The 23,593-nt window shown below is 52.6% G+C and carries 24 protein-coding genes; 9 read left to right on the top strand and 15 right to left on the bottom strand.

The genetic code is table 11. From position 1 onward, the window contains the following. Positions 1-28: 28 nt before the first annotated feature. The 7 genes from rsmG to argC all read right to left on the bottom strand — a co-directional run bounded on the left by rsmG (position 29) and on the right by argC (position 7,410). Positions 29-688, bottom strand: coding sequence for a 16S rRNA (guanine(527)-N(7))-methyltransferase RsmG (rsmG, locus tag HALA3H3_RS08045; protein WP_022521049.1), 660 nt, complete (start codon positions 686-688; stop codon positions 29-31). Next, entirely contained in the window at positions 685-2,589 is a 1,905-nt protein-coding gene (gene mnmG, locus HALA3H3_RS08040) for a tRNA uridine-5-carboxymethylaminomethyl(34) synthesis enzyme MnmG (RefSeq protein WP_022521048.1), read from the bottom strand. The genes rsmG and mnmG overlap by 4 nt, the downstream gene beginning before the upstream one ends. Positions 2,590-3,206: 617 nt before the next feature. Beyond that, entirely contained in the window at positions 3,207-3,977 is a 771-nt protein-coding gene (locus tag HALA3H3_RS08035) for an amino acid ABC transporter ATP-binding protein (RefSeq protein ID WP_022521047.1), read from the bottom strand. Between the two features lie 11 nt (positions 3,978-3,988). Further along, the gene (locus HALA3H3_RS08030; RefSeq protein WP_009286346.1) at positions 3,989-4,660 is read right to left on the bottom strand and encodes an amino acid ABC transporter permease; all 672 of its coding nucleotides are present in this window, start codon (positions 4,658-4,660) and stop codon (positions 3,989-3,991) included. 118 nt (positions 4,661-4,778) lie between these two features. After that, the gene (locus HALA3H3_RS08025; protein ID WP_022521046.1) at positions 4,779-5,555 is read right to left on the bottom strand and encodes a transporter substrate-binding domain-containing protein; all 777 of its coding nucleotides are present in this window, start codon (positions 5,553-5,555) and stop codon (positions 4,779-4,781) included. Between the two features lie 161 nt (positions 5,556-5,716). Continuing rightward, a complete protein-coding gene (gene erpA / locus HALA3H3_RS08020; protein WP_007112206.1) occupies positions 5,717-6,070 on the bottom strand; it encodes an iron-sulfur cluster insertion protein ErpA in 354 nt (117 codons plus the stop codon). Positions 6,071-6,360: 290 nt separating this feature from the next. Then, complete coding sequence (gene argC / locus HALA3H3_RS08015) at positions 6,361-7,410, bottom strand: N-acetyl-gamma-glutamyl-phosphate reductase (protein WP_022521045.1); 1,050 nt, start codon at positions 7,408-7,410, stop codon at positions 6,361-6,363. A gap of 134 nt (positions 7,411-7,544) precedes the next feature. Between argC and HALA3H3_RS08010 the strand changes: the two genes are divergently transcribed. From HALA3H3_RS08010 to HALA3H3_RS07990, 5 genes are all read left to right on the top strand, one after another. Further along, positions 7,545-9,380: a chloride channel protein gene (locus tag HALA3H3_RS08010; protein WP_022521044.1), complete on the top strand. Its 1,836-nt coding sequence runs from the start codon at positions 7,545-7,547 to the stop codon at positions 9,378-9,380. Between the two features lie 9 nt (positions 9,381-9,389). Further along, on the top strand, positions 9,390-9,821 hold the full coding sequence (hemJ, locus tag HALA3H3_RS08005) for a protoporphyrinogen oxidase HemJ (protein ID WP_022521043.1): 432 nt from the start codon (positions 9,390-9,392) through the stop codon (positions 9,819-9,821). Further along, positions 9,821-10,630 (top strand): bifunctional hydroxymethylpyrimidine kinase/phosphomethylpyrimidine kinase, encoded by an 810-nt coding sequence (gene thiD, locus HALA3H3_RS08000; RefSeq protein ID WP_022521042.1) that lies wholly within the window; start codon positions 9,821-9,823, stop codon positions 10,628-10,630. Before hemJ ends, thiD begins: the two co-directional genes overlap by 1 nt. 36 nt (positions 10,631-10,666) lie before the next feature. Beyond that, a complete protein-coding gene (gene hemL, locus HALA3H3_RS07995) occupies positions 10,667-11,947 on the top strand; it encodes a glutamate-1-semialdehyde 2,1-aminomutase (protein ID WP_009286351.1) in 1,281 nt (426 codons plus the stop codon). Positions 11,948-12,027: 80 nt separating this feature from the next. Further along, on the top strand, positions 12,028-12,390 hold the full coding sequence (locus HALA3H3_RS07990; RefSeq protein ID WP_022521041.1) for a hypothetical protein: 363 nt from the start codon (positions 12,028-12,030) through the stop codon (positions 12,388-12,390). Between the two features lie 61 nt (positions 12,391-12,451). Here the strand turns inward: HALA3H3_RS07990 and HALA3H3_RS07985 are convergent, their stop codons facing one another. From HALA3H3_RS07985 to HALA3H3_RS07960, 6 genes are all read right to left on the bottom strand, one after another. Next, a complete protein-coding gene (locus HALA3H3_RS07985; protein WP_022521040.1) occupies positions 12,452-13,213 on the bottom strand; it encodes a hypothetical protein in 762 nt (253 codons plus the stop codon). A 60-nt stretch (positions 13,214-13,273) separates the two neighbouring features. After that, positions 13,274-13,813 carry a hypothetical protein gene (locus tag HALA3H3_RS07980; RefSeq protein ID WP_022521039.1) on the bottom strand — a complete coding sequence of 180 codons (540 nt, stop codon included), beginning with the start codon at positions 13,811-13,813 and terminating at the stop codon, positions 13,274-13,276. A 240-nt stretch (positions 13,814-14,053) separates the two neighbouring features. Next, entirely contained in the window at positions 14,054-14,884 is an 831-nt protein-coding gene (locus HALA3H3_RS07975) for a CsgG/HfaB family protein (RefSeq protein ID WP_022521038.1), read from the bottom strand. Between the two features lie 49 nt (positions 14,885-14,933). Continuing rightward, a complete protein-coding gene (locus tag HALA3H3_RS07970) occupies positions 14,934-15,350 on the bottom strand; it encodes a curli assembly protein CsgF (RefSeq protein ID WP_022521037.1) in 417 nt (138 codons plus the stop codon). After that, entirely contained in the window at positions 15,350-15,871 is a 522-nt protein-coding gene (locus HALA3H3_RS07965) for a CsgE family curli-type amyloid fiber assembly protein (RefSeq protein WP_022521036.1), read from the bottom strand. The genes HALA3H3_RS07970 and HALA3H3_RS07965 overlap by 1 nt, the downstream gene beginning before the upstream one ends. Positions 15,872-15,895: 24 nt before the next feature. After that, positions 15,896-16,588 carry a response regulator transcription factor gene (locus HALA3H3_RS07960; protein WP_022521035.1) on the bottom strand — a complete coding sequence of 231 codons (693 nt, stop codon included), beginning with the start codon at positions 16,586-16,588 and terminating at the stop codon, positions 15,896-15,898. Between the two features lie 281 nt (positions 16,589-16,869). Here HALA3H3_RS07960 and rdgB point away from each other — a divergent pair, with 281 nt between their 5' ends. From rdgB to HALA3H3_RS07940, 4 genes are all read left to right on the top strand, one after another. Beyond that, positions 16,870-17,478, top strand: a complete 609-nt coding sequence (rdgB, locus tag HALA3H3_RS07955) for an RdgB/HAM1 family non-canonical purine NTP pyrophosphatase (RefSeq protein ID WP_009286354.1) — start codon at positions 16,870-16,872, stop codon at positions 17,476-17,478. After that, positions 17,471-18,655, top strand: a complete 1,185-nt coding sequence (gene hemW, locus HALA3H3_RS07950) for a radical SAM family heme chaperone HemW (protein WP_022521034.1) — start codon at positions 17,471-17,473, stop codon at positions 18,653-18,655. Before rdgB ends, hemW begins: the two co-directional genes overlap by 8 nt. Before the next feature lie 79 nt (positions 18,656-18,734). Continuing rightward, a complete protein-coding gene (locus tag HALA3H3_RS07945) occupies positions 18,735-19,409 on the top strand; it encodes an OmpA family protein (protein WP_022521033.1) in 675 nt (224 codons plus the stop codon). A gap of 87 nt (positions 19,410-19,496) precedes the next feature. Next, entirely contained in the window at positions 19,497-20,342 is an 846-nt protein-coding gene (locus HALA3H3_RS07940) for a 23S rRNA (adenine(2030)-N(6))-methyltransferase RlmJ (RefSeq protein ID WP_009286356.1), read from the top strand. An 18-nt stretch (positions 20,343-20,360) separates the two neighbouring features. On the opposite strand, the gene mnmE is transcribed toward HALA3H3_RS07940, so the two are convergent. Both mnmE and yidC read right to left on the bottom strand, forming a co-directional pair. Then, on the bottom strand, positions 20,361-21,731 hold the full coding sequence (mnmE, locus tag HALA3H3_RS07935) for a tRNA uridine-5-carboxymethylaminomethyl(34) synthesis GTPase MnmE (RefSeq protein WP_022521032.1): 1,371 nt from the start codon (positions 21,729-21,731) through the stop codon (positions 20,361-20,363). Between the two features lie 120 nt (positions 21,732-21,851). After that, complete coding sequence (yidC, locus tag HALA3H3_RS07930; protein WP_022521031.1) at positions 21,852-23,540, bottom strand: membrane protein insertase YidC; 1,689 nt, start codon at positions 23,538-23,540, stop codon at positions 21,852-21,854. Positions 23,541-23,593 lie beyond the last annotated feature (53 nt).

Below are 23,593 nucleotides of genomic sequence, written 5' to 3'. Positions count from 1 at the left end.
TTCAGCTTTCAACATTCAGCTTTCACATTTAGCTTTCAACATCCAAGATCAGCAGCTGCCGCTGGGCCGCTTCAAAGGGTACTTCCAATAGGTGACGCTGATATAAACGTATACCGGCGGGCAGGTCGCGCAGTTCATCATCCGCCCCCGGGCCTTTCATGGCTAACCACTGGCCATCGGCGCTGGGTAGCTGGCGGGTCAAGGTGACAAAATCGACCAAGCTGGCAAATGCTCGGGAAATCACCTGATCAAAAGCGGCGGCTTCAAACTGTTCCACCCGCGCCTGTACGGGAGTGACGTTTTCAAGCCCTAACTCCATTACCGCCTGACGCTGAAAGCGCACCTTTTTGCCATTACTATCCAGCAGTGTTACATCAAGCTGGGGGGCTAATATCGCTAATACGATACCAGGAAGCCCAGGACCCGCACCTACATCCAGTAGCCGCGGCCCCCGCACATAGGGCAACACAGCGGCGCTATCCAACACATGACGCGACACCATGTCGTCCACATCGCGCACCGCTGTGAGGTTATAAGCCCGATTCCACTTGTGCAACAGTGCCAATAAGCCTAGCAGCTGTTGGCGTTGATGTTCGTCAACGGCGATGCCTAATTGGGTAAGGCCTTGATCGAGCCGTGGTGCAACGCTTGTAGGTAGCGTCTTCAACAGTGGGTTCAACGAACTCATCCGTTAACTACCTCAGCTGCGGCTACCAACCGGCGCTTTTTCAGATGCACCAGCAAAATAGAGACGGCCGCCGGTGTAACGCCTGAAATCCGCGCCGCATGAGCAAGCGTTTCCGGCCGCGCTTCAGCCAGCTTTTGGCGAATTTCGTTAGACAAACCTTCGACTTTTAAATAATCCAGCTCCGCAGGCAGTGGCGTGGCTTCGTGGCGTTTGAGTTTATCGATCTCATGCTGCTGACGATCGATATAGCCTTGATACTTAGCCTGAATCTGCACCTGCTCGGCGACTGCTGGGTCAGTGACCAGGGTGCCCTCAATGCCGGGCAGATTGGCCAAATCGCTGTAATTCAATTCAGGGCGTTTAAGCAGATCACTCAAGCAATACTCGCGAGTGAGCGGTGCCCCGGTTTTTTCGGCCACTTGTTCAGCCGCTGGGCTTCCCGGTTGTATCCACAGGGTGCTTAGCCGCGCGCTCTCTTGTTCGATAGCCTCGCGTTTTTGGCTAAACGCTGCCCAGCGCGTGTCGTCGACAAGACCCAATTCCCGGCCCGCTTCGGTTAAGCGTAAATCCGCGTTGTCTTCCCGCAACAGCAGGCGGTACTCCGCACGGGAAGTAAACATCCGGTAGGGCTCTTTGGTACCCATAGTGATCAGATCATCAACCAGTACACCGAGATAGGCTTCATCGCGGCGGGGATACCAGGCGTCCAGCTCCTGAGCGCGGCGGGCGGCATTCAGGCCTGCGAGCAAACCTTGAGCACCGGCTTCTTCGTAGCCGGTAGTGCCGTTGATTTGACCGGCAAAAAACAGGTTGTGGATAAATTTAGTTTCCAGCGAGTGTTTTAAGTCTCGTGGGTCAAAAAAGTCGTACTCAATGGCGTAGCCAGGCCGGGTGATATGGGCGTTTTCCAAGCCTTTGATGGAACGCACCACCTGAATCTGCACGTCAAAGGGCAGCGAAGTCGAGATGCCGTTGGGGTAGAGCTCATGGGTATCCAAGCCTTCGGGTTCGATAAACACCTGGTGGCTGGATTTATCGGCAAAGCGATGAACCTTGTCTTCTATCGATGGGCAGTAACGTGGCCCAATCCCTTCGATGACGCCGGAATACATCGGCGAGCGATCAAGGTTGGCCAGAATCAGATCGTGGGTGTGCTGATTGGTGTGAGCAATGTGGCAACTCACCTGCTGAGGGTGCATCTCCCGCGATCCCAGGTAGGACATAACCGGCGTTGGGCTATCACCGGGCTGCTCTTCCAACTGGGAAAAATCCACGCTTTTGGCATTGATGCGCGGCGGCGTACCGGTTTTTAGGCGGTCAACCCGAAACGGCAGGGCGCGCAGACGTTCAGCCAGCGCGTTGGAAGGCGGGTCGCCCGCTCGGCCGCCTTTGCTTTGATCCAAACCAATATGAATCACGCCACCCAAAAATGTCCCGGTACACAGCACGACGCTGTCCGCATGAAAGCGAATGCCGGTTTCCGTGACGACGCCTCGTACGGTGTCGTTATCCACAATCAGATCACCAGCGGCTTGCTGGAAAATCGTTAAGTTGGGCTGGTTTTCCAGCATTCCGCGGATCGCTGACTTGTAACGGATGCGGTCAGCCTGGGCACGGGTGGCCCGAACGGCAGGCCCTTTGCTGGCATTGAGCACACGAAACTGGATACCACCCAAGTCCGTGGCAAGCCCCATGGCGCCGCCCAGTGCATCAATTTCCTTGACCAAGTGACTTTTGCCGATGCCGCCAATCGCGGGATTACACGACATTTGGCCCAGAGTTTCGATGTTATGGGTGAGCAGCAGGGTCTGACAGCCCATGCGAGCAGAGGCCAGTGCGGCTTCAGTTCCCGCATGGCCACCGCCGATGACAATCACGTCAAAGCGGTCGGGGTAATTCAAGAGACACCTCGTCTTGTGCCTGTCGGCACGGATGATGTGGCCAATGCAGTCGATTCTAGACGCAGCCACCTTAGATCAATGAGTCGGCAAGTATAAACCCCCTGTGGGTAACCGTCAGGTTTTTCCACACCCCAAATCGCTAAACCGCCTCTATTAATAACAACATAAATATAAAATAAGAGAAGTTCTGTAAATGTTGTAACTACTAGTGTGGACAATTTCTGTGTATAAGCGAATAATTATTAATTATTTCATCAACTTATATTGTTGACTTCTACATGTTTGAAGGCGGGAGTGCCTGGGTAGAAAGGGTGCTAAGCCTGTGGATGAAATAGCGCCTTATCCACAGATGCAATTGGCCACGGCTTATCCACCGGCCAGTACCTAGGTTGTTACCGCACCTGTGAACAAGCAACGTTGGGTGTGGAGCTAACGCTGAGAGACGCCCATGGTAGTCCTTGCGGAGATAAAAACGATTAATGTAAAAAAAGTTTATCCACAGGCAAAAAAATGGCCTGTCGTGTCGACAGGCCGGTAAAAAAGCGTCATTTCGCATTAGCGAACGCGTTATTTAGGTGCTAAGCGCAGGTCTACGCGAGGGCATTGAGTGTTCACATCTAGTGTTTAAGCACCCGCGCAAGGAAGGATTGAGTACGTTCATGTTGCGGTGAATCGAACAGTTTTTCCGGGTGTCCCTGCTCGGTAATCTCGCCTTTATGGATAAAAATCACCCGGTCGGCAACCTCACGGGCAAAGCCCATTTCATGGGTAACAATCACCATGGTCATGCCCTCTTTGGCCAGTTCACGCATGGCATCGAGCACTTCACCGATCATTTCCGGGTCAAGCGCCGATGTGGGCTCGTCAAATAACATCAGCCGGGGTTCCATGGCCAAGGCACGAGCGAGCGCCACACGCTGCTGCTGGCCGCCTGAGAGCTGGCTGGGGTACTTATCGGCCTGGTCGGCGATACCCACCCGGTCAAGCAAACGTTTGGCATTGCTGACCGCGTCGTCACGGCTTAAACCGCGCACTTTCATCGGCGCCAGTGTGACATTATCAATGACGCTGAGATGGGGAAACAGGTTGAATTGCTGAAAAACCATGCCCACTTCGGTGCGGATGGTTTGCAGTGCTTGGGTGCTCTTTCCATAGGGCAGCAGTTCATTGTCATCGACCACCAGACTGCCTGATTGGAACTCTTCCAGGCCGTTAATACAGCGAATCAGCGTCGATTTACCTGAGCCACTGGCGCCGATGATCACGACAACTTCACCGGGCACAATCGTAAGGTCAATATCGTTGAGTACGTGCAGGCTGCCAAAGTGCTTGTTGAGCTGCTGCATACGCACAATTGGTTGCGTTGTGTTGTTCAATGTCTCGCTCATTGCGCGTGTCCTTATTGTCCGGCCAGGCCTCTGCGCTCAAGTTGGCGCAGGATGATGGAGAGCGTCCAGGTGATCGCGAGATACATCAGGGCGACCATAAAGTAGACCTCAAGGGCCGTGAAGGTGGTGGCGATATAGATCTGCCCTTGGCGCACCAGCTCACTGACGCCAATCACTGAAAACAGGGAGGTATCTTTGATACTGATGATGCCCTGGTTACCAAGAGGCGGGATCATGCGCCGAAACGCCTGGGGCCAGATAACGTAGCGAAACGCCTGAGTGCGGGAAAGGCCCAGAGAGAGCGAAGCTTCCCCTTGACCGCGCTCAATTGACTGCACACCGCCACGCACGATTTCAGAGATGTAAGCGCCGGAATTAACGGCGATCGCGGCAATACCGGCGACCAGGGCGTTAATTGGCCCACCCAGCAGTTGTGGTAAGCCGTAAAAAATAAACAGTACTTGAACCAGAATCGGCGTGCCGCGGAACACTTCGACATAAATGATGGCCGGCCAGCGTAGCCAGCGCAGGGGGCTAATGCGTAACAGGCCAAAGAATATGCCGATAAAAAAACCAATGGCCAAGCCGCCAAATGAGATAAGTAGCGTCCAGGGAATACCCGGCAGCAGGTAAGGGATAGACCCAAACGCCGCCGACCAATCAAACTGAAAATTGACGTCCACGCGTAGACTCCTGAAACAAAAAAGCAGTTGGCAAAAAACACATGATCAACGCAGCAGGGCCGGGAGTTTTGGCCACCCGGCCCTGTAATGGCGTTACGCTATTATAGAGGTTTTACACTCACTCTTCGCTGGGGGCTTCACCAAACCATTTGGTGTAGATCTCATCGTAAGTGCCGTCTTCTTTCATCGCGGCGAGTGCTTCGTTGGTGGGTTCCACCCACTCGCTGCCTTTGTGGAAGACGATGCCGTACTGCTGACCTTCATATAGCGGGCCAACAACCTTGGTACGGCCTTCGCCACGGGTTTGCGAGAAGTAGGCAGCGTTAGGGGCGTCATAGAGCACCGCGTCAACGTTGCGGCCTAACAGCGCCATGTACATGTCGGCAGTACCCGGGAAGGGGGTGATGTCAGCATCTTCGCCAAGCTCTTGCTGCAGGTAGTCGTAGCTGGTGGAACCAATTTTGGTACCAACGGCGAGATCCTGAAGGTCTTCTAGTGTTTCGACGCTGTCATTGTCGGCACGCACAATAATGCGAAGACCGGAATCGTAGTAGGGGTCGGAGAAGTCGACAACTTCGGCACGCTCTTCCGTAATGGTGGTACCGGCAATGGCGATTTCCTGGCTGCCGGTTTGCACGGCGGGAATGATGCCGGAGAACTCCATGGTCGTGAGGTTGACTTCAAAACCTGCGCGTTCGGCGACTTCGTTGATGATATCCATATCGAAGCCGACCATTTCGCCGGTCTCTTGATCCATCATTTCAAACGGCACAAAGCTTGGGTCAGTGGCCACGTTCACCGATGGCGTTTGGGCCATGGCGGCATTGGCGCTGCCCAATCCCAGTGCAAGCGCCAGCGTTGTTTTGGTTAGGCTGAGTGGTAGTGCTATTTTCATAAGTTTCCCCGTGCTTTATATGGCTGATGGCGGGTTACAAAGCGGTTTTTTACCGTTTGATGCTCTTTATAAACCGTTATTTAAGCCGTTGTTGACCTATTAACCTTGGCGAGAAACCGTCAGGGCGTCAAGTCACGGGGAGCGCTGCGGGCCAACGCTGTTTAGACCATAAAGGAGGCGCCGCAGCCGCAGGTGGTGGTGGCATTAGGATTTTGAACGCGAAAACGTGCGCCCGCCAGGCCCTCTTCGTAGTCGACGGTGGAGCCTACCAAGTATTGGTAGGAGAGGGGGTCAACCACTAGGGCTGCGTTACCGAACTCTATTACGGTGTCATCGTCGGCGACGTTTTCTGCAAAGTCGAAACCGTACTGAAAACCTGAACAGCCGCCACCAGTTACATAGACCCGCAGTTTAAGGGATGGGTTATTTTCTTCTGCAATCAGCGCATTAATACGTTTTCGTGCGCTATCAGAGAGCAGTAGTGGAGTAGGAACAAAGGCTTCTGCACCGCTCATGGGTACCTCCCGCGAGCTTTAAGAACGAATAAATCGGCATTGGGGGGTGATTATGGGTAATTCCCAGCAAATTGGTCAACTATTGCTGGGAATTAGTTAGGAATGTCTAGGTTAGCTACCGATCCCCTCGGTGGCGAGGACAGGTTTGCGCGAGGGCGCTGTGAACCCGTCCATGGGCGCTACTTTCGACATCCATGTCGAAAGACCCTCGCTCCAACCTGCCCTCGCACCACGTTAACTGCCTTGGTAAAGAAACCTTTTGAAGTACCCTCTGCATACTGGTGTTTGGTTCAAGGCATCAGCGCAGGGGCGGTGAGTCCTGTGTTCTCTTCAAAGCCAAACATTAAGTTGAGATTTTGGATTGCTTGGCCTGAAGCGCCTTTGACCAGGTTATCAATCACCGATAACACGACGACGGTGTTGCCATTGCCCGGCCGGTGCACTGCTAAGCGGCAGGTGTTGATGCCTTTGACACTGCGCGTTTCAGGGTGGCTCCCCGCGGGCATCACATCGACAAAGGGTTCGTCGGCGTAGCGCTGCTCAAAGAGTGTCTGCAGGTCGCCCGGCTCAGCGGTTAGCTGGCCGTAGAGTGTGGAGTGAATGCCGCGAATCATCGGCGTTAGGTGGGGCACAAAGGTTAAACCCACTGTGGATTGCTGGATATCCCTAAGTCCTTGGCTAATTTCCGGGAGGTGGCGGTGGCCCGAAGCGCCGTAGGCCTTCATCGACTCGCTGGCTTCGGCAAGCAGTGAACCCACTTTAGCGCCACGGCCTGCGCCGGTAACTCCGGATTTGCAGTCAGCAATGAGTTGGCTTGGGTCGATCAAACCCGCTTCCAGAAGCGGCAGGTAGCCCAACTGAACGCTGGTGGGGTAGCAACCGGGAACCGCAATTAAACGTGCGTTTTTGATTTTCTCCCGGTGCATTTCCGGCAGCCCGTATACTGCCTCTTGCAACAATTCCGGGGCACCGTGGGCCTGGTCGTACCAGCGGCTCCACTCGTCAGCATCGCGCAGCCGGAAATCGGCCGATAGATCAATCACCCGAGTGCCGTTTTCGAGTAGCTCACCGGCTAGGGCATGGGCGACGCCATGGGGGGTGGCAAAAAATACCGCATCCATGGCGCCCAGCTGTTTGGCGCCCAGCTGTTTGGCGTCCGGCTCGCTAAATGCCAGCGTGTCGTAATGGCCGCGCAGGTTGGGGTACATGTCGCACACCTTGACGCCGGTTTCCGAGCGCGAGGTAATCATGGCTACGTTGACGTGGGGGTGCTGGGCAAGTAGCCGCAGTAGTTCAACGCCGGTGTAACCTGTACCGCCAACAATGCCGACCTTAATCACAATTCACTCCTTACGGATGCCGCTGAGTAGAAAACCAAATTCGCTATTAGCTTAAGCATAGGACACCAAGCTGTTTAAGCGTATCCAGCTATGATACACAAGAGTGTAAAGATACAAGAGTAAGGAAGGTCGCTGTGGCGCGTTTTTCCCGATCGGATTTTACCTTAGAGAGTTTTCGTCGCCAGTTGGCCAACGTCGACGCCCTTCCGCAGCTCTGTTTGCTGGGCCTTGTCTCGGGGGTTATTACCGGCGCTGTGATGGTGGCGTTTCGGCTGCTATTGGAAGCGGGCGCCGCGCTCTACATGACCGATGGCGACCCAGAAGCGTTTGAAAGCATGGTGCCCTGGCTGCGTGCGCTGCTACCTATGTTGGCGGTTACCCTTGTGGGTGTGCTGCTGTACCGGCAAAAACCGACAGCGCGCAAGCTGGGCGTTGGCCATGTAATTGAGCGGCTTACCTATCATCAGGGCCGTTTTCCGTTACGCAATTGGTTAAATCAGTGGTGGGTAGGTGTTGTGGTGGTATTGGGCGGGCTCTCTGCTGGGCGCGAGGGCCCGGCGATTCATTTGGGCGCGGCGGCGGCCAGTGGACTAGGCCAACAGATGCGTTTGCCCAATAATAGTCTCAGAGTACTTGTGGCGTGCGGTACCGCAGCAGCTATTTCCGCTTCTTTTAACACGCCTATCGCGGGTGTCATCTTTGCCATGGAAGTGGTGATGATGGAGTACACCTTGGTGAGTTTTATGCCCGTGATTTTGGCCTCTACCATGGGGGCGCTGGTAGCACAGTTGGCTTATGGCAATGAACCCGCTTTTCGTATCCCCGAGATAGCACTAGGTTCACTGATCAACTTGCCGTGGATTGTGGTTACCGGGCTGGTGATTGGTCTGTTAGCGGGGCTGTTTATTCATATTTCACGCAACCAGCGGATTATGCTGTGGCCGCTCTGGATGCGCCTTGGCTTGGTGGGTGTGGCAACTGGCGCGGTGGCTTGGTGGTTCCCTCAGGTTCAGGGCATCGGTTATGACAGCGTGGCGGCGGCGCTCAATAACCAGCTGGAAATTAAAGTGCTGCTGGCGCTAATGATCGTCAAACTACTGCTTACAGCGCTAACTGTCGCTGGCGGCGTACCCATCGGTATTATCGGCCCGGTGTTGGTCATAGGTGCTGCCACAGGTGCACTGTTTGGTTTACTGGGAGGCTGGCTTTGGTCTGATAAAGCCGCGGATCCTGGTATTTACGCGATGCTAGGCATGGCCGCAATGATGGGGGCGGTGTTACAAGCGCCTCTTGCTGCCCTAATGGCGCTTTTGGAGTTAACCCATACGCCGAGTATCATGCTTCCCGGCATGCTGGCGGTGGTGGTGGCGTGCTTAACCTCGCGTCAATTGACCGGCTGTGAAGGTTTCTTTATTAGCACGGTGCGCTACGGGCTTCACCCGCTTCAGCAGCCGTTGATGCAGGCACTCTCACGGGTTTCGGTGCCTGCGGTGATGGAGCGTCAACTGGTGCGCACCGAGCGAATGATCACCCCTGATCAAGCGCGGCTTTTATTAGAGAAGAACCCAGTGTGGTTAGTGATTGAGCGGTCAACAGAGGAAAAACCTGTGCTGGCGCTAAAAGCCGCTGAATTGGCACGCTGGCTACTTGAGCACGATGAGGCGCTGCAGGGGGATGAGCCGCCTGAGGATGAGCTGATTGATCTACTGGAAATCCCCGGCCAGCGTTTAGAGCTGGCACCGATTGGTTTACAGGCGACGCTTTCCGAAGCGTTTCTAAAACTGCAGGATAACGCTCTGGGGGCGCTCTACGTCGTTCATGGCTATCGCCCAAAGCAGCGGCGTATTTCAGGTATTATCACCCGTGGCGCCATCGAACGTTATTATCACTACACTGACCCCCGTGGTGCCGACCTTCGTGACAATGAAGTACGAGAGAATGATACCCGTAAGAAGGACTCATCACTTTAAGGAGCGACAATGTACCTATGGGTAAAGGCCATTCACTTAATGGCCGTAGTGACGTGGTTCGCTGCGCTGTTCTATTTACCCCGCCTGTATGTGTATCACGCCACTGCGCGGGATAACGGCGACGAACAGGCCATCAGCTATTTCAAAACCATGGAGCGTAAGCTCTACCGTGGCATCATGACCCCATCGATGATTGCGGTACTCATTTTTGGTGGCTGGATGCTCTATCTGGTGCCCGAGTGGTTTAGCCAGGGCTGGATGCATGCCAAGCTGGCGCTAGTGGTTCTGCTTATCGCCTATCATCACGTTTGTTTGATCTATTTGAAGCAGTTTGCCCAGGATCGTTGTACCAAAGGCCATGTGTTTTTTCGCTGGTTTAATGAAGCGCCGGTGATTGCGCTCGTGGCGATTATTCTGCTTGCCGTTGTGAAGCCCTTTTGATGCGCCAACCACTTCCCCCCGTGGTGTTGGTACTCGCCGGGCATGATCCGACTGGTGGCGCTGGGTTGATCGCTGACAGTGAAGCCATTGCGGCCTGTGGTGGTTGGGCGGTAACGATCCCCACTGCGCTGACGGTACAGAATTGTCATAATGTGACCCGCGTGATCCCTGCTGAGCCGACCGCGATGCGCCAAATGGCCGAGGCAATTAGTGAGATGCAGGTCGCGGCGATTAAGATTGGCCTACTTGCCGACGAAGACACCCTGCGCGCAGCGGAGCAAATTATTCGTCGTTTTCCAGGCATTCCCGTGGTGGCCGATCCGGTCTTCAAAGCCGGTGGCGGAACTGAGTTATCCACACCTGCTTTGCGACAATTGTTTATTGATCGCTTGTTACCGCTTGTGGATATCTTAACCCCCAATCGCGCTGAGTTGGCTCAGCTTACGCCCGACATCATCACTCCTTTCGATGATACGGCCCGTGCGGTGGCACTGATGTCACAGGGGTGCCAAGCCATTCTGGTCACTGCCACGGATGAGCCGCTGCCCGGCAACGACCAACAGGTGGTGCACACCCTGCACTCGCCTGATACTACTCGCCAGTGGCAGTGGCCACGTTTGCCTGAATTGTTCCATGGTTCTGGCTGCACGCTGGCATCGTCTCTAGCTGCTCGTCTTGCTGTTGGTGAGCGCTTACCAACAGCTTGTGAGCAGGCTCAGCACTTTACTTGGCAAAGTTTGTCTCAAGGCTTTCAACCGCCCAGCGGCCAGTGTTTGCCACATCGTTTTTCACGGGCTGCCCGTTTTTGATCCTATCTTCTGTACGCCATTGACCGAGAGGATGCTATGACTACATCAGCTGAACTGTTCGATCTTGCCAGTCGCCATATACCGGGCGGAGTAAACTCACCCGTCCGGGCGTTTAAAGGGTTGCACCGCCCGCCGGTCTTTATGGAGCGTGCTCAAGGTGCCTTTCTGTTTGACGTCGAAGGCAATCGCTACGTGGATTATGTCGGCTCCTGGGGGCCCATGATCACTGGGCATGCCGACCAAGACGTATTGGCAGCCGTACGGGCGCGATTAGACAACGGCCTGTCCTTTGGTACCCCTACCGCAGTCGAAACCACCATGGCGGATTTGATCTGCGAGATGATCCCCTCCATGGATATGGTGCGCATGACTAGCTCGGGCACCGAAGCCACCATGTCGGCGATTCGCCTGGCGCGAGGTACCACCGGCCGCGATAAGATCGTTAAGTTCGAGGGTAACTACCACGGCCACTCTGATTCACTGCTGGTTAAGGCGGGCTCTGGCGCGCTTACCCACGGCGAACCCAGCTCACCGGGCGTGCCCACGTCGCTGGCTGAACACACTATTACCCTGTCGTTTAACGACCCTGAAGGGGTCGAAGCGTGTTTTAGCGAAATTGGCGATCAGATTGCCTGCATTATTGTTGAACCCGTTGCCGGCAATATGAATTGTATTCCGCCTCAACCGGGCTTTTTGGAAACGCTGCGCCGAGTATGTAACGAGTATGGCAGCGTGCTGATTTTTGACGAAGTGATGACTGGTTTTCGAGTGGCATTGGGCGGTGCCCAAGCCCACTACGGTATAGTGCCTGATCTAACCTGCTTGGGAAAAATTGTCGGTGGCGGCATGCCGGTGGGCGCCTTTGGTGGCAAGCGCGAGATAATGCAAAACATCTCCCCCCTGGGGCCGGTTTACCAAGCGGGCACATTGTCGGGTAACCCGTTGGCGATGGCTGCAGGTGTGGCACTGCTAACCAAACTACAGGTACCGGGCTTCCACGATGCGCTTACCCAGCGGGTTAACACCCTTTGTGCGGGCCTTCAGGAGCGTGCCAATGCCGCACGGGTGCCGATGATGACGCAGTCGGCGGGCGGTATGTTTGGACTTTTCTTCACCTCTCAAAGCCGTGTGGATAACTTTGCCCAAGCCACCGCCTGTAACCCGGATGCCTTCCGCCGCTTCTTTGGCGCGATGCTCGATCATGGCGTTTACTTGGCGCCTTCTGCTTACGAAGCAGGCTTTATGTCCAGTGCTCATACCCCGGAAGACATTCAGTTCACGCTGGATGCAGCAGAAAAAGCCTTTGCGGTAATGTAACGGCACGTAACCTAAAGCCAGCTATACTGTCAAGAGCCGCTCAACTTGAGCGGCTCTTGGCTTATATGAGAGTTACACTCATGGCACGACCAACGGCTTGGCGATACATGATCTGCGCAGCGGGGCTGCTGGTTTGCTTCCCGCTGGCTGCTCAGTCGCCTCAGGAGCAGGACATGACCCAGATCCATATCACCATGAGCGGTTCACCGGGCGCTGAGTTTTCCGCCCACTGGCGGATTACCCACGAAGGAGAAACCACCGAGCACGTTGAAGAGAGCGGAACAGTACCTGCTGAGTACACCTTTACTGGCACGGAGCTGGAAGGCACGGTAAAACTGTTAAGTGATGATGAGCGGCTGGAAGTCGATATTCAAAAAGGCAGTAACCGGTCGCGTTCATCGACTCAGGGGGCAGGGGGAACATTGACGCTGATGATTCGTTAGCTGTTACCTTTTAAGCAATAAAAAACCGCCCCATGGGGGCGGTTTGTGTGTTCTTGGTGGGTTACCACTGAGTGGAGATAGCAGAGTTATTGTGGCCTACCTGAGAATGAATAGCTGCTGCTGCACCACCGTAAGAAACGTTTTGGCGGATAGTCGATACGTTGTTACGGCCTTCTTGGTATACATCTGCCATGTGACCATCGCCACCTTGGTAAATGTAGGAAGCACTTAGATCCGCTGCAACTTGGATGACTTTGGCTTCGTTATAGTCGCCGTCCTGATGCACAAAACTCCAAGTTTCATCGGTGTTATATGCCTGATAGACGTCAGAGGAGTTATTATCGCCAAATTGTTCGACGATGGAGTCGCTCTGGCTAGTATTCCAGAACTGAGCAACGGTGGAGTCGTTACCGTTACCATCTTGGTGAACAAAAGAATCATTACGTTCACCACCCTTTTGTATCACAGTGGATTTGTTCTCATCGCCTATTTGATAAACGACAGATTCGTGTTCGTTACCGCTTTGTAATACATAAGAGCTATTCTCATTTCCTTTCTGAACTACGCGAGAATACTGTGCATCTCCATATTGATCAGTTTCAGCAATGTTATCATCACCATTTTGAATGATTAACGAAGTGCGCTTATCATCCCGATCAAAACCATTCAAACCTAAACGAATTGCTTCTTGTTCATCAAAAGCTGGATTTGCCACGTAATTGGCAGCGCCGTTGATAGTTGAATCTTGGTAGTCACGAGCTTGTGCTGAGAACGCGCTAACTAGAGCAATGGCGGCAGCGATAGTAGTAATTTGAGTTTTCATGGTGTTTCCCCTTGGTTTCGATCTACTTGCTTTGGTTTTAACTGAGAAGCTGGATGCGACTCAGTTGGTATCGATAGTGACCGGCCGCGCATAGCCCGAATAATTTTGTTGTTCGACACTTATGCTGCGAAGGCCACTGCCCGATTGAGAAAGAGCAATATCACTATTTTGTCCAAATTGAGTTACTTGCGCTTTAATTTCAAATTGGCCGCCAGTTTGACTTATATTCGCGACGTGATTTGAACCTACCTGTTTTACTAAACCAATGTTAGCGCCATTATTTTGAGAAATACTGGCTTGATTGTTATATCCATCTTGATAGATATAGGCGATGTTACCCATTTGATAACTCGCTGAGCGAGACTGTGTAACATTAGCTTGGTTGTCATTGCCATTTTGACTAATAATGCTAACGTTACTTTTTAATAGATTGTTATGGTATGTACCTGCTGCATATTGAGTTATTCGTGCGTTTTCTTCAGACAAACGTGTAAAGTCATTACCAGCGGCTAATAAGGTGGAAGCGTTGGTTAAAGAAATAGCGGCCACTAACGCAGTAAAATAGATTCGCATGTGCTTACTGTAACTGAACGTTTTCATATTTTTCCTTTTGAAACTTTTCGTATCAGTTTGTATTCATGCGTTGAGTTTGGCTTGTTTTTAGAAATTAACCATAGCGAATTTTTTTGAGATGACTATTGTTTTTTTAACAATTATTAAAACAATAATAACTATTAAAAACACCATAAGAGAATTAGTTTTTTAGTCACTTTAGGTATTGCTTACGTATGCAACGGCCACTTTTAATGTGGCCGTTGTTAATTTTTTATATAAGAAATATTAAAGCATGGGTGTTGGGGAATTTAGGTAGTCATTAAGTACAGTATCTTGAATATTCGTACCTGGTGCGAGGTTCCACAGTCGGTTTTCAACGCCTCTGGCGATAAGATGAATAACCGCCGACTCAATCGCTGACATGACCGCCAACTGTACAGGCTCATTCGTGGTAAGGCCTACTTCGGCCTCTAGCAAACGACGAAAATCAATAAAACGATAGACACCCGCTCGCATTTCTTTCGAGTAGATCGTTTTCGTTGTGGTTACGTTAGCCAGTACTTCGCCGGTGGATATTTCAACCGCGCGTAAATTGACCGTTACCTGGTCAACTTGGTACTGCCCTGAAGCACCAATACCAAAATACTCAGCGCCAGCGCCGCCAGTGCGCACGTTGGATTCGTAGGCGATGATACCGCCTTCCAACATCACCGAGGCAGCACGCAGGGATGGCAGCGTATCGGGCTGGCCAAAGCGTTCAAACTCTGCGCGTATAATGCGTCTTTCGGTAAGCAAGTTTTGTAAACCGACACGCTCAAGCGGTATAAACCAGCCTGAATCCGCCAGCGCACCGGTTAGCATTGCTGCCGCACCTTGGGTGACAGCGGTTGAAAAAGTACTTGCAGGCGCAGGGCGGTATTGGCCTGTTTGATCGCGAAAGTCATAAACAGACACAAAAATTTGCCCAGCTGTGGGGGGGAGTGAAATTAAATCTTGGTAGGTAGCTCCACGGGGGGTAAGCGTTGCGTCTGCACCTTCTAAATTTTCCGATGTAGCGACCATGCCGGCGCAGCCGCTTAGTAAACTAGCGACGATAAGTGATGCGATAATTTTCATGGTGTTCCCCTGAGATGACGGATAATTTTTAGTGAGCTATTTTGTTGTTTTAAGGATTGAATAGCCCACCCACGCTTATTTCAGTCACATCTCCAGTTAACTTATCGACTACTCTAACTACTAATTGACCACCATTGTCGCTAACCACTACGCCAAACTCATCACTATCAAAGCTACCTTCGCTAACATCGCCCGAACTGACATCCGCTATTAATTGAGAAATGAGTCGGCTCTCTAAACTTTGTAGTAATCTTTCTGTCGCGGAAGTGGGAGTTGATCGGCTAGCGCTGGAGTCTTTATTGGTATCTTGAGCCTGCGCTTTTCCTAGTAAATAACTACCCACAAAGGGATCACCTCCAAAAGAAGGATTAAGTGGCTTATAGATTAATTCCCCAGCTTGTGCTGTTGTGGATAGCACCAAGGCCATTCCCATAACGACTAAGCAAGTTCTTTTTATTGGGTTCATTAGAAAATCTCCTCTTTTCCCAAGTCTTTGTCGGAAGATAGCGAAGCGGATATTTGCCGTTCAATCAGTGCTCTTTCGACGGTCTGCACGGCTTCCACAGCCGCCCTATCGGCTTCATTTATTCTTGGGGAGAGCTGTGTGCGGAAATACATACGATTGCCTTCCATTACCCATATTTGGCTACCCCAGCGGGCATCTGGGCGCTCTTTAATGGTGATGGTGGCATTGCCGATAATCAGGTTATCCATCGCCCGCTGGCTGAAGGCTCGGTAGAAGGTCTTACCGGCCATGGTGATTGTTCTATCTACCATCACGCCAGTTAGCTCACTTCCTCCATTAGCGCTTCCTTGCACTCCTGGCCCATCAGGACTGGAGAGCTGATTAATAGCGTCGATCGCTTCTTGTTCGTTGGCAGGCAATGCATCGGTTGGGGCTGTTGGTTCGTTAGCTAATGCTAAAGATGACCCGATCCATACCGCCATGAAGAAAAAGTTGATGGATAAACGGTGCATTGATGGCATGACAGTTACCCTTGCGCATTAGCGCTAACGATGTCGTTGAAGACTGCGTGCGGTCTCAATATTGGGCAGAATCGGGCCCAGGTTCTGATGAATCCAGTTGAGCGCTTGAATGCGGTTGTGAACGTTAATTTTGCGAAAAATGTTGTATAGGTGTGACTTAACGGTGTGTTCGCTAACAAACAGTTTTTCGGCAATTTGTTGATTGGAAGAGCCAGCACTAAGTAGTGAAATAATCTCCATCTCCCTGTTAGTTAGTCCACAGGCTGGGCGGAAAGCATTACTTTGGTATTTACGATAAAACAGAATTAAACGAGCCATTAAATCCCGTGACATCCATAGCTCTCCTTCAAGTAGCGCGTGAATGCCTTTACAGATGACCTCAAGACTTTCATTGCGATAAAACACGCCTTTTAGTTGAGCGCACGAGAGTGCTTCAAGGGCGTGATCCATATCGTGAATGTTAAAGGCGGCTAGAGGAGTTTTAGTGAGTGCATCGGGTAACTTATCTTGCCATTCGGGCAGTGCATCAATGCCGATATGATCACTATCGATAAGAATCAACATGTTGCCGGAAGCGGAAATGGGTAGCGCCGCGTGGGGGGAGTGGATACTAATTTGACAACCGGTGTGCTTGTTCAAGTACTCAGCGAACAGCTGGACTTGGGGACTTTTTTCGGTAACGACATACACCGTTCCGGTAGACTTTTCCTGCGACATTGGGTGGCCCTCGTGGAAAGAAAGAGTGAGCAGGTAACCACTGAAGTGTTGACCATAAGATACGTTTCGTAAAGTTTTGTTATTAAATATATGGTAAAAATATTTTTCATCTCTTCAATATTTTCATTAATATGGAAAATATTGTTATTTAACAAATGCTTATTATTAATTAAGCAATAAATTAATTACCTCATCATTAGATACGTTATGTAACATTTTGACGGCTTTTGATACCAGCAGTGAGCGCGTAAACTGCAGTTCTAATGTTAGGAGTACATACCATGGCCGCCGTCAATACCCTTGTACTTGCCAGTGGCAATACAGGAAAATTAAGAGAATTCAGTCAGTTACTTTCACCTTTGGGGTTCGATGTTCGCCCCCAGGCGGATTTTGGTGTCACGGATGTGGAAGAGACGGGGCTAACTTTCGTCGAAAATGCACTGTTAAAAGCGCGTGAAGCGAGCCTCATCAGTGGATTACCTGCATTAGCTGACGATTCTGGGCTTGAAGTAGACGCACTCAATGGTGCACCCGGTATCTATTCCGCTCGGTATGGCGGTGAGCCGAGAAGCGACGAGAAAAATAACCAAACGTTGTTAGCCGCATTAAGTGACTGTGCGGAAGGGCAGAGAAGTGGGCGTTACTGGTGTGTGCTGGTTTATTTGCGCCATCCGAAGGATCCGGTGCCGGTCATTGTGCAACGGAGTTGGGAAGGCGAAATTCTTGCTCATCCCCGAGGGAAGGAGGGGTTTGGCTATGATCCGCTTTTCTGGTTACCTGATCAGGGTATGAGCGTCGCCGAGCTGCCCAGCGAAAGTAAAAATCGCCTTAGCCATCGTGGTCGCGCGTTGCAGGGGTTAGTGGAGTTACTGAAGGTGGCGCATGGCTGATACGTTGCCGCCACTCTCTCTCTATATCCACACGCCCTGGTGTGTCCGTAAATGTCCGTACTGTGATTTCAATTCTCATGAGCCGGGCACACACGGTTTTACACCGCGAGATTTACCTGAAGCCGCCTATCTAGATGCGCTGTTACAAGACCTGGATAGTGATCTTGACCTGGCGGCTGGTCGAGAAATTAAAACCATCTTTATTGGCGGTGGGACTCCAAGCCTGATGTCGCCCGCGTTTTATGAACGATTACTGAAAGAGATCCAGATCCGTTTACCCTTCTCTAAAGAGATAGAAATTACCTTAGAGGCTAATCCAGGTACCACGGAGCAAGAGCGTTTCATTGGTTACCGGAAAGCAGGCATTAACCGTCTTTCGCTGGGTATTCAAAGTTTTCAGCCTGATCAACTGCATGCGCTGGGGCGAATTCATAGCGGTGACGAAGCGATTACTGCGGTAGCGCAGGCGCGCCAGGCAGGCTTTACCAACATTAATATTGACCTTATGCACGGTTTGCCTGATCAAACGCCTCAATTGGCGATGGATGATATTACCCAAGCGCTGGCATTGGCACCTGAACATCTCTCTTGGTATCAGTTGACCCTTGAGCCGAATACCGCCTTTCACTCCCACCCCCCGATACTGCCAGAGGAAGAGGCGCTTTGGGATATTCAGGATAAAGGTCATCAGCTCCTGGAGCTGGCGGGCTTCAAGCGCTACGAGATCTCGGCTTACGCTAGTGCCGGTCACCAGAGCCGCCATAACCTTAATTACTGGCAGTTTGGTGACTACCTCGGGATTGGCGCTGGTGCTCATGGCAAGCTTAGCCGTATTGACTCAAATGGGGAGTGGCACATTGAACGGCGCTGGAAAACTCGCCAGCCAGACGCCTACCTAAAGCGCGTAGATGACCTGCGTGGCTTTATAGCCGGTAAACAGCTGATAAAAACGGATGAGCTACCGTTGGAGTTTGCCATGAACGCTTTACGGCTCACTGGCGGGGTGTCGCTTGAGACATGGAGAGCCAACACTGGGCAAGCGCCTGCAATGTTACTCACGCGTTTACAATCTGCCGAGAAAAAAGGACTTTTGATGCAAATGCCTGAAAAACTGCGTGCATCGCCTCAAGGTCTATTATTCTTGAATGAGTTGCTAGCTTTGATCAGCGATGATTGACCAGCAATCTACAGAAATTCTTTTTTTCTGAAATAACAGACTTGAACCATCAAGCTTGACGACTTACAAGGAGTGAGTGATGCGTATTTCTCGACTACTGACACCGTTGGCGGCTGCTATTCTACTGGCCGGTTGCGCTACATCGGATCCTTACGGTGGCCAAACGCAGCGCTCTAGCACCGCTATGGGCACCGGGATTGGTGCCGCCGTGGGGGCCGCTGCAGGCGCTCTGTCTGGCGATGGCAGCACCAGCCGCCGTGACCGTGCACTAATTGGTGCTGCCGTAGGCGCAGCAGCGGGCGCTGGTATTGGTGTCTATATGGATCGCCAAGAGCAGCAGCTACGTGACAACCTACAGGGGTCACGCATTGAAATCGATCGCCGTGGCGACGATATCGTGCTCAATATGCCCAGCGGCGTTACCTTTGGCTTTGACTCTGCTGAGCTGACTAGTGAAGCGCGTGGCTCACTCAATGAAGTTGCTAACGTACTTTCTCAGTACCAGGATACCCGCGTTAGTATCGCTGGCCACACCGATAGTACCGGTGACGCGAGCTATAACCAGCGTCTATCTGAGCGCCGTGCCCAAGCCGTCGCCAGCTACTTGTCTCAGAACGGCGTTTCATCCATGCGCCTGAATACTTCTGGTTACGGTGCTACTCAGCCAGTCGCCAGCAACGACAATGAGCAGGGCCGTGCTCAAAACCGTCGGGTAGAAATTACCTTGACGCCTACCGGTAACGGCCAGGGCTAAGTAAGCCTCTTAAAGCTGCGCATTGCCGCTCAAAGCCCGCTATGCTCCTATAGCGGGCTTTTTTCGTTCACCTGTTTACGAGCTACCATGCTGTCCTACCAACACGCTTACCACGCCGGTAATTTTGCCGATGTACACAAGCATCTGACGCTTTACGCCGTCACTGATTACCTATTACGTAAAAAAACACCTATTACATATATAGATACACATGCCGGTAGAGGGCTTTATCCACTAGCCACCAAAGAGACCCAGCGACTCCAAGAGTACCGTGAGGGCATCTGGCCACTGTGGCAGAAGCGTGAACAGCTAACCGACGCGCTGCTGGGAAGCTGGTTAAACGCTATTGTTGGGGCGCAGCCAGATCATAATGAATTGACCCTCTACCCAGGCTCGCCCTGGTGGCTGAGCCAGCCGCTGCGCGAGCACGATCGTCTGTGCCTGTTTGAGCTGCACCCGGGCGAACACCAGCACTTGAATGGCCAGGCGCTCCCTGCGCAGGTCAAGCGCGTGTATGGCGACGGGCTGGCAGGGCTTAGAGCGATGCTGCCGGTAGCAACACCCAGGGTATGCGTGCTGATTGACCCAAGCTTTGAGCGCAAGGTGGAGTACCAGGAGGTCGCTGACACTGCTATCCAGGCCCTGGAAAAGGCTCGCCATGCGGTGATGATGATCTGGTACCCGCTGCTGCCTGCCGGGCATCACCAAATGCTGCTGGACGTGCTGCAGGCCAGTGGAATACGCAAGATATGGCGCAGCGAGCTGCTGCTGCGCGAACCTGGCGAGCAGGCTCACGGCATGTTCGGTAGCGGTATGCTGGTGATCAATCCGCCCTGGGGGTTGGATAAACGCCTGGCAGCAGCGATGGCAGAAATTACCCCGCTGCTCGGCGCTGATAGCCGCTATCAGGCGGATTGGTGGGTGGGAGAGTAGTTGTCGAAAAAAGTAACCCTATTTGCCGATACAAAAACTGCCAAAAATTTCGCCCAATAAATCATCGGCGCTGAATTCGCCAGTGATCTCGCCTAAGGCTTGTTGGGCGTCGCGCAAATCTTCCGCCAGCAGTTCCCCTGCGCCATATCCATCCAACTGAGCACGGCCGGTATCAAGGGCTGCCATGGCGCGATCTAGGGCGTCCAGGTGCCTTCGGCGGGCGGAGAAGCGACCCTCGGTGGTGGCGGCAAAACCCATCACATCCTTCAGATGCGCTTTCAAGTTATCCACACCCGTACCGGTTTTCGCCGATAGGCGCACAATGGGTATGGTTGTGGATAAATCAATGCCCGCCGGCTCGGCACTGGTATCGATTTTATTACGCACCAGGGTTAAGCGGCTCTGGTCGGGCAGGCGAGCGACAAACTCCGGCCAGATGGCCATGGGGTCGGTTGAAGTAGTGGTGCTGGCATCAACGAGTAGCAGCACTCGGTCGGCTTTCTCTATTTCGGCCCAGGCACGTGCGACACCAATTTTCTCCACCGCATCAGGCGTATCGCGCAATCCAGCGGTGTCGATGATATGTAGGGGCATACCATCAATATGAATGTGCTCACGGAGCACGTCCCGGGTCGTGCCCGCGATATCCGTCACAATGGCGGTATCTTGTTCGGTCAGCGCATTTAGCAGGCTCGACTTCCCCGCATTGGGTCGCCCGGCAATGACCACGCTCATTCCTTCTCGCAGCAGTGCACCTTGGCCTGCCGCCTGGCGTACGTCGCTCAGCGCTTGCTGGACGCTGCTTAAGTGCTGGGCAACGTGACCGTCGGCAAGAAAGTCGATCTCCTCTTCGGGGAAGTCGATCGCCGCTTCAACGTAAACGCGCAGTTCGATCAAGCGCTCCACCAGCGCAGAGACGCGCTTCGAGAACTCACCCTGGAGCGAGCGTACGGCGTTTTCTGCCGCTGAGCGTGAGGTGGCATCGATGAGATCGGCAATCGCTTCCGCCTGAGCCAGATCGAGCTTATCGTTCAAAAATGCCCGTTCGGAAAACTCTCCCGGCCGCGCCAGGCGGGCACCCAAGACCACACAGCGCTCCAGCAGCATATCCATAATAATCGGGCCGCCGTGTCCCTGGAGTTCCAGTACGTCTTCACCGGTAAACGAATGGGGGCCGTTGAAGAACACAGCGATGCCTTCATCAATACTGCCTTCTGCGCCTTGGAAGGGGCCATAGTGAGCGTATCGTGGGGCAGGGCAATGCCCAACCATGGCCTGAGCGATTTCGCGGCAGGCAGGCCCTGAGACGCGGATAATACCCACGCCGCCACGTCCAGGAGGTGTTGCCAGTGCCGCTATGGTATCAGGCGTGTAGAGGCGTTCGGCCATGTTGAATCTCTTAGTCAATTGGCAGAAATAGCATTTGATCGGTCTAGTCTGGATTTATCGACCTTAAAACGCCAGACCCCCGCTCGGGGCGGGGGTCTGAAGGGCGATGACAAAGGCAGTCTATTTGGTTTTCATGCCTTTGCCGATACTCGGATCATTTTCGATTTTGCGCGTAATGTAGTACTGCTGCGCCACCGAAATGATGTTGTTGACCACCCAGTAGATAACCAGACCGGCCGGGAACCACAGGAAGAAGAAGGTAAAGATGATAGGTAGCATCTTCATGATCTTCGCCTGCATGGGGTCTGGAGGTGTCGGGTTCAACATCTGCTGAACGAACATCGAAATGCCCATCAGAATCGGCAGAATGAAGTACGGATCCTTCACCGATAGATCCTGAATCCAGAAGATAAACGGCGCATGCCGCAACTCAACCGACTCCAGCAACATCCAGTAGAGAGCGATGAAGACAGGCATTTGAATCACAATAGGTAGACAGCCCCCCAGCGGATTGATCTTCTCCTTCTGGTAGAACTTCATCATCTCTTGTGACATTTTCTGCCGGTCGTCGCCATACATCTCTTTCAGGCGCTGCATTTCCGGGCCGAGTTTACGCATCCTACCCATGGATTTGTAAGCTTTGGCTGAAAGCGGGAACAGCACTGTCTTAACCAGTATGGTCAACAGGACAATCGACCAACCCCAGTTACCGACTACCTCGTGGATATGATCCAGCAGCCAGAAGAGGGGGTTAGCAATAAACCATAACCAGCCATAATCTACGGTTAATTGCAGGTTGGGAGCGACTTGTTCCAGATAGTCCTGCACTTTTGGCCCGACGTACAGAGTGGCGCCTAGAGTGGTTTCACTATCGGCGGCCACAGTGCTGGTGGGGCCAGCAAAGGCTACGACGTTACGATTACTGGAGTCGGTGGTGACGTAGAAAAGGTTTTGCTGATCCTGCTGAGGCGCCCATGCCGACACAAAGTAGTGCTGAATAATGGCTATCCAGCCGCCCTGTGCTTCACGGTTTTCGAAGTTATGGCTTTGAATATCCTCAAAGTCGATCTTCTCGTAGCGTGCATCTGGCGTTGAGTAAGCGGCCCCTAAGTAGGATTTCATACCCATGGAGACACCGCTTGATGGGTCAGGGCTATTGTCGCGTGCCAACTGACCAATAAAGCGCGCACTAACCGGTGCGTCGGTGTTATTGGCCAGGTAGTAGTTGACGTTGACCGCATAGCTGCCGCGCTCAAAGATAAGCCGCTTAATGACCTCAACGCCGTTAACATCAGCGGTTAGATCAACGCTTAGCTCGTCATCGTTATCGCCTAAACGATACTCCGAGTTTTCAGGCGTGAACGCGATACGGCTGGCTTGGCCATCGAGCTGCAGGCCTGAGCGAGCCACGTAACTACGGCTGCTGTTATCGGATAACAGCACATAGTTACGGTCTGAATCCAGAGAGAGTTTGTGCTGCGGTAACGCGGCATAAACAATATCGCCACCGTGTGGATCAATACGCACATCCAGAACATCGGTGGTCACGGCAATGAAGTCGCGGCTTGATGTCTCGCTTTCGGTATCAGGAATACCTTCACCTACCGCACTTTGCTGTGAAGACGTGCTCGGCACCGCTAAGCCGCTTTCTCCATCTTCAGCATTGCTAGGAGACGTGGAATTGCTGCGTTGCGTCGTTTCAGGCACTGAATCGTAATTCGGCTGCCCGTAATCCTGATTCCACTGGACGACTAGCAAGTAAGCGAGTACGGCTAGTGGAATCAGTAATAAAAGTCGTTTTACGTCCATGAGGGTTCTGCCCGCTGGGTGGTGAACATGCTAATGGCGCAGTGTCATTTACT

It is taken from the genome of Halomonas sp. A3H3 (assembly GCF_000982975.1).
Classification (GTDB): Bacteria; Pseudomonadota; Gammaproteobacteria; order Pseudomonadales; family Halomonadaceae; genus Vreelandella; species Vreelandella titanicae.
Note: the sequence above shows the minus strand (reverse complement) of the source record. Positions and strands in the feature narration are given on the sequence as shown.